Annotated in this window: 11 protein-coding genes; 4 read left to right on the top strand and 7 right to left on the bottom strand. The window is 61.7% G+C overall.

The features are described from left to right. Positions 1–179 precede the first annotated feature (179 nt). The 3 genes from ACX3YF_RS01365 (at position 180) to ACX3YF_RS01355 (ending at position 2,947) form a co-directional block, all read left to right on the top strand. On the top strand, positions 180–1,211 hold the full coding sequence (locus tag ACX3YF_RS01365; protein WP_458973311.1) for an alpha/beta fold hydrolase: 1,032 nt from the start codon (positions 180–182) through the stop codon (positions 1,209–1,211). Positions 1,212–1,346: 135 nt separating this feature from the next. Further along, a complete protein-coding gene (locus ACX3YF_RS01360) occupies positions 1,347–2,042 on the top strand; it encodes a hypothetical protein (RefSeq protein ID WP_130207555.1) in 696 nt (231 codons plus the stop codon). Beyond that, positions 2,039–2,947 carry a hypothetical protein gene (locus ACX3YF_RS01355; RefSeq protein ID WP_448645874.1) on the top strand — a complete coding sequence of 303 codons (909 nt, stop codon included), beginning with the start codon at positions 2,039–2,041 and terminating at the stop codon, positions 2,945–2,947. Before ACX3YF_RS01360 ends, ACX3YF_RS01355 begins: the two co-directional genes overlap by 4 nt. A gap of 56 nt (positions 2,948–3,003) precedes the next feature. Here the strand turns inward: ACX3YF_RS01355 and ACX3YF_RS01350 are convergent, their stop codons facing one another. The 5 genes from ACX3YF_RS01350 to ACX3YF_RS01330 form a co-directional block, all read right to left on the bottom strand. Next, positions 3,004–4,395 carry a sigma-54-dependent transcriptional regulator gene (locus tag ACX3YF_RS01350; protein WP_448645875.1) on the bottom strand — a complete coding sequence of 464 codons (1,392 nt, stop codon included), beginning with the start codon at positions 4,393–4,395 and terminating at the stop codon, positions 3,004–3,006. After that, positions 4,385–6,157, bottom strand: a complete 1,773-nt coding sequence (locus tag ACX3YF_RS01345) for a sensor histidine kinase (RefSeq protein WP_458973310.1) — start codon at positions 6,155–6,157, stop codon at positions 4,385–4,387. Before ACX3YF_RS01345 ends, ACX3YF_RS01350 begins: the two co-directional genes overlap by 11 nt. A 116-nt stretch (positions 6,158–6,273) precedes the next feature. Next, positions 6,274–7,164 carry an alpha/beta hydrolase gene (locus ACX3YF_RS01340; RefSeq protein ID WP_130207563.1) on the bottom strand — a complete coding sequence of 297 codons (891 nt, stop codon included), beginning with the start codon at positions 7,162–7,164 and terminating at the stop codon, positions 6,274–6,276. Further along, on the bottom strand, positions 7,161–8,555 hold the full coding sequence (locus ACX3YF_RS01335; RefSeq protein ID WP_458973309.1) for an aspartate aminotransferase family protein: 1,395 nt from the start codon (positions 8,553–8,555) through the stop codon (positions 7,161–7,163). Before ACX3YF_RS01335 ends, ACX3YF_RS01340 begins: the two co-directional genes overlap by 4 nt. Continuing rightward, positions 8,548–9,246 (bottom strand): HAD-IB family phosphatase, encoded by a 699-nt coding sequence (locus ACX3YF_RS01330; RefSeq protein ID WP_448645876.1) that lies wholly within the window; start codon positions 9,244–9,246, stop codon positions 8,548–8,550. The genes ACX3YF_RS01335 and ACX3YF_RS01330 overlap by 8 nt, the downstream gene beginning before the upstream one ends. Positions 9,247–9,465: 219 nt before the next feature. Between ACX3YF_RS01330 and ACX3YF_RS01325 the strand changes: the two genes are divergently transcribed. Then, positions 9,466–10,227 (top strand): MipA/OmpV family protein, encoded by a 762-nt coding sequence (locus tag ACX3YF_RS01325; protein WP_458973308.1) that lies wholly within the window; start codon positions 9,466–9,468, stop codon positions 10,225–10,227. A 50-nt stretch (positions 10,228–10,277) separates the two neighbouring features. On the opposite strand, the gene ACX3YF_RS01320 is transcribed toward ACX3YF_RS01325, so the two are convergent. Next, positions 10,278–10,676 (bottom strand): DMT family transporter, encoded by a 399-nt coding sequence (locus ACX3YF_RS01320; RefSeq protein WP_204149767.1) that lies wholly within the window; start codon positions 10,674–10,676, stop codon positions 10,278–10,280. 10 nt (positions 10,677–10,686) lie between these two features. Continuing rightward, a complete protein-coding gene (locus ACX3YF_RS01315; RefSeq protein WP_047538275.1) occupies positions 10,687–11,061 on the bottom strand; it encodes a DMT family transporter in 375 nt (124 codons plus the stop codon). Positions 11,062–11,255: the final 194 nt, after the last annotated feature.

The following is an 11,255-nucleotide window of genomic DNA, read 5'->3' as shown; positions in this document are numbered from 1 at the left end:
GGGTCATTAGAGGTCGGTCGAACGAGGGGCGGGCGGTACATAGTTATCGCGTGGCGCTGAGTGTGCCCTGATGACCGCCCGGCACACTTCATCAAACTGTCATCGAACTGTGGCAGCGCGCTTGAACAAACTTCATCAGACTCGCGCTCTACTGGGGTTCTGCGTTTCGGTGTTTCTTCATGCGCGCTTTGTTTTTATCGACAGTCTTTTTCATGGCCGCGTTGTTTGGCCTGCCGTCATGGGCGGCGTCTCGTTGCGATGTCAATGTCCCGACCGAACGGGTTGATCTGGCGCAGGTGAGCCTGGCCTACCAGAGCATCGGCCGCGCCTCCGATCCGGCGTTGCTGCTGGTGATGGGCCTGGGCGGGCAGTTGATTCACTGGCCGGACGAGGTGGTGGTCGCGCTGTGTCAGCAGGGCTTCCGGGTGATCCGTTATGACAATCGCGATGTCGGCCTGTCCACCTGGCGGCAACTGCCGGTCGAGGCCAACCTGACCTTCGAAGTGTTGCGCTACAAGCTCGGCTTGCCGGTGTCGGCGCCGTATTCGTTGACCGACATGGCCGATGACGGCCTGGGGCTGATGGATGCCTTGCACATCGAGCAATTCCACGTATTGGGGGCGAGCATGGGCGGCATGATCGCCCAGCATATGGCCGCCATGGCCCCGCAACGGGTCGAAAGCCTGACCCTGATCATGACCAGTTCCGGGGCCGAAGGCTTGCCGGCGCCGAGTGCGGCGTTGGTGCAGTTGCTCGCACGTCGCGGGGCACCCAATCGTGAGGTCGCGCTGGAGCAACAGGCTGACTTGCTGGCGGCCCTGGGCAGCCCGATGGTGACGGATGATCGCCAGGCGCTGTTGCATCAGGCGGCGCTGTCCTATGACCGTGCGTTCAACCCTGAAGGGGTGAAACGGCAAATCATGGCGATCCTCGCCGAGCCGAGCCGTGTGGCGTTGCTCAACCAGTTACGCGTTCCGGCGCTGGTGGTGCATGGCACCGCCGATCCGTTGTTGCCGGTGATGCATGGCGTGCACCTGGCGGCGCATATCCGTGGCAGCCAGTTGAAATTGATTCCGGGATTGGCCCATCGTTTCCAGGAGGCGTTCAAGGCGCCGTTGCTGGCGGCGGTGTTGCCGTACTTGCGGGCTCATCGCGAGGACACCTCGCATTGGGCGCAGATAGAGCCGGTGGCCGAACACAATCTGCTGTGACTCCCCGCCCCAGATCATGAGGGCAACCGTCGACTGACATTTTTCAGTCGTCAAAAAAGTAGCTATATGCCACTATGGTTTTGACCGTGGCTGCCGATACAGGCAGCGATGTTTTCAATCATAGGGATTTGATCCATGAATTTTCACGCTCTACGCACTATCGCTGCGCTGACTTTGCTTGCCTGCCTGACCCTCACCGGCTGTGCCAACGTCCAACCTCCCGTACCGCTGGATCATCAATTCTGGGATGCCAAGGAGCCGACCATTGGTGTGGCGATCACCGTGGTACCGCCGCCGGTGTTGGCCTTGACCGGAAATCAGGGATTTCTCGACTACGCCATCAACAAGGGCGTCAACAGCAAACTCAGTGCCAATGTCGAGCAGTGGCAAGTGCGTGATCTGACCACCTTGCCGGACTTGATCGTCGCCAAGTTGCAGGCCAAGGGCTACAAAGCCAAGCGTATCGACGAGCCGCTGGATTTGAAAACCTACAAGGAAATCTCGTTCCACGAAGGCTACATGACCCGCGACCTGACGCCGGTCAAGGCGGCTTATGGGGTGGACCGGTTGCTGTTGGTGAACGTCTACGCCACCGGTGCCACGCGAAGCTACCACGGCTTTATACCGACCAGCGTGCCGATGGCGCAGGTGGGCGGGCAGGGCCTGGTGGTCGACCTGGCCGACAACAAACTGTTGTGGTTCAAGCCTTTTGTCGTGACTCAAGCCGCTCAGGGCGAGTGGGATGAGCCGACCTACAGCAACCTGTCCAATGCGTTCTACCAGGCTGTGGATACCAGCCGTCAGCAAATGATCACTCCGTTCGCACAATGAAGCGTCCAATCGTTGGGGCCAGCGCGCTGGCCCTGTTGATGTTGACGGGTTGCGCACAAAAACCGGCCCCCGACGCCGGTTTCAAGGATCAGGGCGCATTGCCCTACGTCCAGGCCCACGGGCTCAAGGTCGATGTCCAAGTGCCGCAAGCGTTTGTCGGTGCCAGCACGGTGATCGATTCCGAGGCTGCATTGAAGGCGGCTTCGATCAGCCAGAACCTGGTCGCGAACTCGGGTAACAGTGCCGGACTGGCCGGGCTGCTGGTGGCCAGTGTGGTCAATACCCAGGTGGGCAGCGGCAGCCTGCAGCGCGATGCGGAAAAATCCGCACTCAAAGACGCGCAACCCATGGCCGATTTGCTCGGTGGCGTGGCGTTGCAGGAACGCCTGCAGCAGCGCTATCAACGGGCTTCGCAAAGTGCCGGGCTCAAGCAGGGCGAAGGCCAGGTCACGGCTCGTTTGTTGATCGAACCGAAGCTGATGCTGACCCCGGATCGCGGCAGTTTTGTGCTGGTCAATCAGGTGCAGGTTCAGGACATTGCCGGTTCGCCGCTGTATCGCATGCGCATCGAGGTGGCCAGCCAGCCGATTCGCCGCTGCGGCCAGCAGTGCATCGATGACGGCAGCCTGGAACTGGCGAAGGTTACCGCCGTGCTCGATGAATGCATCGATGAGTCCATGCGGGTGTTGGCCACCGACCTGATGCAGCCGACACCGCCTCCGGCAGCCCAGGAAACCTTGCGCTATGTACTGGACGGTCGGCGCGTGGTCGAGCGCGGTTATCAACTGGCCAACAACGGTAACTATTGGCGCTATCGCAACCTCTACGGCGCGGTGAAGTCTGTGCCCGTGCCGTTTGAGGATGCGATGACCCAGGCGCAATTGCAGCAGGTTTCAGGGCGCTAGCGCTCCAGGCCTGACACAGCAGGCTCGCTCCCACAGAGGGTGGTGTGTTTCCTGGCTCAGCGCACGATCTTGTCCACATGAATCCCGAGTTTTTTCAGCCTGTACCAGAAGCTGCGCTCGGAGATTCCGATCAACTGCGCGGCGGCGGCCTGTACGCCGTTGCTCTGTGCCAGCGCCGCCAGAATGTAGGCCTTTTCGACTTCCGCCAACGCGGCGTCCAGATCCGGCGGCACGCTGGCGCCCTCGCTGAGAATGGCGCCGCTGCCGGCCGGCGACGAAGCAAACAGGTACGCCGGCAGATCATCGTCTTCAATCACCGCCCCCGAGGCGACGATGGTGGCGCGCTCCACACAGTTTTGCAGTTCGCGGATATTCCCCGGCCATGAATAATTGGCCATGGCCTGTAACGCTTGCGGGCTGAAACCGGTGATGCGTTTGCCGGCGGCAGCGCCCAGCGAATGGGCGAAATGCCGGGCCAGCGGGGCGATGTCTTCGACGCGTTCGCGCAGGGCTGGCAGGGGAATCGGGAACACGTTGAGCCGATAGTAGAGGTCTTCGCGAAACTCCTTGTTGGCCACCGCGTCCAGCAGGTTTTTATTGGTGGCGGCGATGACCCGCACATCGACCTTGCGCTCGCGGGGATCGCCCACCGGTTCGATCACCCGTTCTTGCAAGGCCCGAAGGATTTTCGCCTGCAGGGCCAGGGGCATTTCGCCGATTTCATCGAGAAACAGCGTGCCCTTGTCGGCCTGCTGGAACCGTCCGATCCGGTCGGTCACGGCGCCGGTGAAGGCACCTTTGCGGTGGCCGAACATTTCGCTTTCCAGCAAGCCTTCGGGGATGGCCGCACAGTTCACCGCAACGAAGGGTTTGTCGGCGCGATTGCCGTGCTTGTGGATCGCCCGGGCGACCATTTCCTTGCCGGTGCCGCTTTCGCCGGTCAGCAGGATCGTCGCGTTGCTTTCGCGCACTGAATCGATCGCCTGCAGCACCCGGCGAAAGCTCGGGCTGTCGCCAATCAGGCTGTCGATCTGCTGGTGTTCATCGAGTTCGGCGCGCATGCGCTGGTTGTCTTTGAGAATGTCGCGAAACTGCAGGGCCTTGCTGACGGTGATGTCCAGTTCATCGATGTCGAAGGGTTTGGCGATGTAGTCGAAGGCCCCGTTGCGCATCGACTGCACGGCGTTTTTCACCGTGCTGTAGGCGGTCATGACGATCACCGGCAGCTGCGGGAAACGGCTTTTGATTTCCGCCAGCAATTGCGGGCCGTCCATGCCGGGCATGCGCCAGTCGCTGATTACCAGGTCGATGTCTTCGACCTCCAGCACCTTGAGCGCGTGCAGGCCGTTGCCGGCGGTGAAGACGCTGATGCCGTTCTGGCTCAACGCCGAGGCGAGCAGGTCGCAGAGCTTGGGCTCGTCATCGACCACCAGTACGTTATGTGTCATCGCTGCCCTCGTCGAAGTCGGCACCGTTGGCCGGGATGTACAGGCTGAAGGTGGCCCCGGCCTGTTTTTCGCTGACGCATTCGATGCGTCCGTCATGACTTTCCATGATCGAGAAGACCTTCGCCAAACCCAGCCCGGTGCCAGAGGCCTTGGTGGTGACGAACGGTGTGAAGATGCGTTCGAGCATGTCCGGTTCGATGCCCTCGCCAGTGTCGCTGATGCTGATCACGGTGTAGGGGCCGTCGCGGCTGATGCCCAGGGTCAGGTGTCCGTCGTCGGGCATGGCGTCGATGGCGTTGACGATCAGGTTCAGGCCGGCCTGTTTCAGTTGCCGTGCGTCGGCGTAAACCGTGGCGCCGGGGGCCTGATCGTCGATGCGCACGTCGATGTGGTGGCTGGCCAGTTCCGGCGCGCAGAACCCGGCCAGTTCATCCACCAGCGGGCGCGCCGATTGGGTCGAACGCATCGGTGCGCTGGGCTTGGCAAAATCGAGGAAGTCGGTGATCAGGTCATTGATCCGGCTGACTTCGCTGACCACGTATTCCAGATGCCGCTTGTCGCTTTCGGGCAGGTCGGCGCGTCGATGCAGCAGTTGCGTGGCGGTTTTGATGATGCCCAGTGGATTGCGGATTTCATGGGCCAGGCCCATCGCGACTTCGCCCAGGGCATGCAGGCGATCGCGGCGACGCAGCTGCGATTCCAGATGCTGCAACTCGCCGAGGCGCTCACTCATGTGGTTGAAGGTACTGCTCAGTTCCGCCAGTTCGTCACCGCCTGTCACCGGCAAGCGTTGGCGGTAGTCCCCGGCGATCACGGCTTGAACGCCGTTGGAGAGCCCGCGCAAGGGTTTGGTCAGGCGCTGCGAGACCAGCCAGCCGACCGTCAGGGACGCCGCCGAGCTGAGCAGGAAAATCAGGATGAACAGGTTGCTTTGATTGACCAGTCCCAACAGGCTGCTGTGGCGTAGCAGACCGCTGAAAATCACGCCTTGCAGCTCACCTTCTTCATTGAAGATCGGGCGGTAGATGCCGCTGTAGCGATTGGTGAACTGCTCGGTCGGTTCCCGGGTGGCGCGCAGGATCTGTTCGATTTTTTCCGGTACGGCCGACGGGTGATCTTCGAAGCGCTGGGAGGAGAACACTTCCGCGAAGTCATTGGCCTTGGCCAGGTACAACCGCAGGTCCAGGGAGTGCACCTCGGCCACGCTGGTGAGGAAATTTCTGTCCAGGTAAGTGGCCACCAGCAGTTTGTACTCGACACCGGCCTGCTCTGTCTCGAAGGTCGAGACCACCGTGCCGGTGGCGATACCGCCGACTTGCAGGGTTTGCAAAACGGCTTTGGGGGCGAGGCTGATCTGCCGGACGATGTCGTCGGAGGCCGTGCTGAACAGCACTTTCTGATCGCTGTTGCGCACCAGCGCCACCACGTCGATGCCGATGGCGTCGGCGATGTCGGCGGTCAGTTGGTCGTTCTGGGCCGACAGTTGATCGATGGGTGGGCGCCTGTAACGCAGGAACAGCTGTGCGGCCCGGGCATTGTCGCGCAGTATTTCGCCGATTTCGTCTTCGACGATCTTGGTCGATTCCTGCAGCCAGATTCGTACGTTGCTGTCGAAAATCTGCGACAGGGTAGTGGCCGCGAGTTCGGCGGCGATCATGGTCGGGATCACGCTGACCAGCCAGAAGGCCAGTACCAGTTTGCGTTGCAGGCTCCAGCCGGAGAGGGCAAAGGGTCGGGCGTTGGAGGGGCGGTGTCTGGTCATCGGGTTTCGCTTGTCGAAAGCCATTTCGGGATAAATCGTGAAGCCTGATGCAATACAGTAGCCGACATTGCCTCGGCAGTGGCAGCCCGGCTGCAGCCGGGCTCGCCCTCTGGGGGTCAGGCCAGTTGCCGATGGTCCTGGCGCAGGGGCTGTGGCAGGGAGATTTGCTGGATGAAGCGCTGCTGGATGAAGTCGACGCTCAGCTCGATCACCCGGTGGTATTGCAGGTCGACGGTGATCATGTGATAGCAGTCGTCCAGCATGACCTTGACCACTGGCCCGCCGAGCTTGCGTTCGACATAGTCGGCGTTCCAGCGGCTGGTGATGTCGTCCTCCAGGGAGTGCAGAACCAACGTGGGTGTGGTGATCGACGGCATGCGCTTTTTCACCACGGCGTTGAGTCGGTGCAGTTCGCGCACGGTCACGCCTTCCATGGTCAGCAAACCGGCCTGGCTGCTTTCGCCTTCTTTCATCTGGCGCTCGACGATCGCTCGCAGGCGTTCATTCTTGATGCCATAGGGCGGTTTTTCTTCGAAGCTGCACAGGTGCACGCCGAACGGGATTCTCATCAGCAAGGGCGTGAGGAACGCCAGTTTGTTGATGCTCCAGCCGTCGTAGCGCAGGGTGGTGGAATACAGCATCAAGCCTTCGATTTGCCCGGGGTGTTCGGCGGCCAGGTACATCGACAGTACCGCGCCCATCGACAAGCCGCCGACGAACACGCGCTCGTGCTTGCGCCGTATACCGACGAAAGTGTTGCGGGCGCTTTCGTACCAGTCACGCCAGCCGGTGGCTTGCAGGTCGGCGTTGCCCCCGCAGTGGCCGGCCAGGGTCGGCACGTAGACCGTGTGCCCGGCTTTCGCCAGGCCCATGGCCACCCGACGCAGTTCCGTCGGGGTGCCGGTGAGGCCGTGGATCAACAACACCGCGACCTCGCCGCTGCCGAGGACAAACCCGGCGCGGCCTTCGCCCATGTCGATCGCATCCGGTGAAACCGTCGCGTTCATCGTTTCATCGCTCGGTGCAGCAGGCGATCGAGCAGGGCGATGCCGAGGTCGATTTCCGGGTAGCTGATTTCCAGCGACGGGGCCAGGGTGATCACGTTTTTGTAGTAACCGCCGACATCGAGGATCAGGCCCAGGCGTTTGCCGTCGATTTCGATGTCGCCCTTCATGCCTTCTTCGACCATGAAATCCAGGGTCGCCTTGTCCGGCGTGAAGCCGTCCGGGCCACAGATTTCGCAGCGCAGGGCCAGGCCCAGGCCATCGACGTCGCCGATGATCGGGTAGCGTTTCTGCAAGTCTTTCAGGCCTTCGAGGAAGTACTTGCCCTTGTTCATGACCATCGCGCCGTAGTCGACTTCGCTGGTCATCTTGAACATTTCCAGACCCACCGCCGTGCCCAGGGGGTTGGAGGCAAAGGTCGAGTGGGTGGAGCCCGGCGGGAAGACTTTAGGGTTGATCAACTCTTCCCTGGCCCAGATGCCGCCCAGCGGATTGAGACCGTTGGTCAAGGCCTTGCCGAAGACGATCACGTCCGGTTTGACGTCGAAGTGCTCGATCGACCACAACTTGCCGGTACGGTAGAAGCCCATCTGGATTTCGTCGACCACCATCAGAATGCCGTGCTGGTCGAGCACATGCTTGAGTTCGCTGTAGAAGTTCATCGGCGGGATCACGTAACCGCCGGTGCCCTGGATCGGCTCGACGTAGAACGCGGCGTACTCGCTCTGGCCGACTTTCGGGTCCCAGACGCCGTTGTATTCGGTCTCGAACAAGCGGGCGAATTGCTGCACGCAGTGGCTGCCGTACTCTTCCTTGGTCATGCCTTTGGGGCCACGGAAGTGGTACGGGAACGGGATGAAATTGGCGCGCTCGCCGAAGTGGCCGTAGCGGCGGCGATAGCGGTAGCTGGAGGTGATCGACGAGGCGCCGAGGGTGCGGCCGTGATAACCGCCTTCGAAGGCGAACATCAGGCTCTTGCCGTTGGTGGCGTTGCGCACGACTTTCAACGAGTCCTCGATGGACTGCGAGCCGCCGACGTTGAAGTGCACACGACCGTCGAGGCCGAACTTCTTCTTCGCGTCCACGGCGATCATTTCCGAGAGCTCGATCTTGCCTTTGTGCAGGTATTGGCTGGCGATCTGCGGCAGGGTATCGATCTGCTGTTTCAGTGTATTGTTCAGGCGCGGGTTGGCGTAACCGAAGTTGACCGCCGAGTACCACATTTGCAGGTCGAGATAAGCCTGGTCACTGGTGTCCCAGACGTAGGAGCCTTCGCAGCGACTGAAAATGCGCGGCGGCTCGATGTAGTGAACGGTGTCGCCGTAGGAGCAGTATCTGGCTTCCTTTTCCAGCAGGATTTGGTCTTCGGCGGTAGCGATTCGAATATCAGACATGGTGGAAAAGTTCCTGTGTTTCTGCATTGAAAGAGGTGGCGTTGGCGGCGTTTGCATTGGGTAGCAGGGCCAACAGGGCCGGTAGTTCCGCGAAGCTGTCGAAGCGCGCAAAGGCGATGCCGTTGCGCTCGCAGTGCTCGGCCAGGCGATCCTTGGCGAACACGAAATCGGCGGTGGAGGCCACGCACATGTCGGACTGGCCGTCACCGATCACCAGCACGCGCCTGGCCTTGGGCGTGGATTTGCATTTGCAGTTGCCGGCAGCGGCGCGGCAGGCATCGTTGGCGTACGGGAAGTCGATGCGCCAGCTGTCGTGATCGACCTGACGCAAGCGGTTGGCAAGGATCGGCAGGAGGCTGACGTAGTGGCGCGCCAGGATGCGCGCGATGCCTTGTTCGATGCCGTCGCTGACCACTTCAAGGGACGCACCGAGGCCGATGACGTGGTCGACGAAATCAGGAAAGTCCGGGTCGATGTCGATGCCGTCGAAGAACCCGAGCAGTTCGGTCGGGGTGGCCTTGACCAGTGCGAGCTGGCGACTGAGGCATTCACGGGAACCGATGTCGCCTGCCAGCCACTCCTCTTCGATCGTTTCCCAGCTTGGGTCGGCGAATCGTTGGAGGATGCTGTCGATCACGTCGGTGCGGGTGATGGTCCCGTCGAAATCACACACGATATGCCAGTCAATCATCTGTTGTACCTATTGAGCGTTTCGCGCTGTTTGCGCTTGCCAAAGGGGTAGAGCAGGGACTGTGCCAATCGCGTCCGGCCCAGCAGGGCCGGGGTTTTGGTCTGTTTAGGCGCTGGCGAAGCTACAATTTTTGTAGGTCGCTACAAACAACATGAGTGCTTGCCTGAAGGGGGCAAATCGGGGATTGATGCGCGCATGTCCCGTACAAGGAATTGCCTCATGTCGAGGATTACCGTTGCGCTCTTTACCGCGCTGACCTGTCTTTCCATCAACGCCCACGCCGACGGCATCAGCGGTGAAGCCGGGCTGGGCCTGGGCTATCAACCCCATGACCCGACCGGCAGTCGATACGAAACCCGGCCCATTCCGTACCTCGATCTGGACTGGGGCGATGTCAGCCTCGGCACTGACGACGGGCTGACCTGGAGTGCCTTCAAGGCCAACGGTTTCAGCGCCGGGCCTTTTGCGAACTACCTGCCGGGCCGCACCGCGAACGGGTCGTTGCGTGGCTTGCGCGATGTGCCGGATATGGCCGAGGTGGGCGGGTTCGTGCAGTACGCGCCGGCCGATTTCTGGCGGGTGTTTGCCTCGGTCGGCCAGGCAGTGGGCGGCGGCAGCGGGCAGGGTGGGGTGCTGGGGCGGGTCGGTGGCGAGGTGGGTTATCCGCTCGGTGGCGGGGTGATCGGCAGCACGAACCTGACGGCGCATTTCGCCGATGCCCGACAGACCCAGACCTACTTCGGCGTCAGCGCCGATGAGTCACAGGCCTCGGGGATTCGTCGCTACAACGCCGGCGGCGGGTTGCAGAACGTGGCGCTGACCCAGAGTTTCGAGTTCCCGTTGGCGCCCCATTGGTCGCTGCTGACCAGTGCCAGCTGGATTCACCTGACGGGGTCGGCGGCGGACAGCAGCATTGTCAAAGCCGTTGGCGATACCAATCAGGGTGAAGCGCAGGTGGCGATTGCCTACAAGTTCAAATGAGAGGGTGTGGCGAGGGAGTGAGCGCCCTCGCCACAAAAGTCGCGGTAGCTTCAGGTTTGCTCACCCTCGGCCAGCAACGCCACCCCGCCCATGATCACCGCCACCCCCACCCAGTGCAGCACGCTGATCTGCTCTCCCAGCCCCAGCCATGACCCCAGCAGTACCCCGACAAACACCAGCGAACTGAGGGGAAACGCCAGGGACAGGCTGCTGCGTCGCAGGATCAGCATCCAGACGAAGAACGCGCCGATGTAGCAGGCGATCGCCACCCACACCCCGGGATTGTCGGCCACGGCCAACAGCCATTGCAGGGTGAAGTCCATCTGCCCGAGTTGATCGCCGCCGACTTTGCTGGCGATCTGGCCGGCGCTTTCGAAGCTGATCAGCAAGGCCCAGAGCACGAGGGTGCCGAGGCGTTCGTGCAGCCAGCCCGTCTTGCTGTCGATCATCGATTGCCCCTCATCCATGAGCGACACACACGAGCATCACGCCCGCCGAGATCACCAGCGTACCCGCCCAGCGACGGCGACTGACGGTTTCACCGAGGATCACTTTGCTCGCCAGCACCACGCCGCAGTAAGCCAGGGCCGCCGCGGGAAACAGCAGGCTCAGCGGCGCCCGGGACAGGGCCTCGAGCCAGACCAGAAACTCGACCACAAAGGCGCCGATCCCGCACCACAGCAGCGGTGCGTTGAACACCTGGCCCCAGAACGCATTCAGGCGAAACCCGCCTTCGAGCTCCGGCAATCGGTCCAGGCCGAGTTTGAAACAGAGCTGGCCAATGACGTCCATCACAATGGAACACGCCACCAGCACGATCACGGTGAAGGTCATGGGCGTGGCGCCTTTCGGTTTGCAATCACGATGTTCACAGTCAGGATTTACCCTTTGGCGGTCGCCCCCGCAGGTTCATCCAGCCTGAAGGCCGGGCGAGAGGGCTTTAGAGGGTAAATGCAAGGGACGCGCCAAACCCGGGACAAACATTGTAGGAGCGAGCCTGCTCGCGATGGACGTTAACGACGACGCAG

It is taken from the genome of Pseudomonas fluorescens group sp. PF-69, assembly GCF_054481235.1.
The sequence above is the reverse complement of the archived record's forward strand: the minus strand, read 5'-3'. Positions and strand labels throughout refer to the sequence as shown.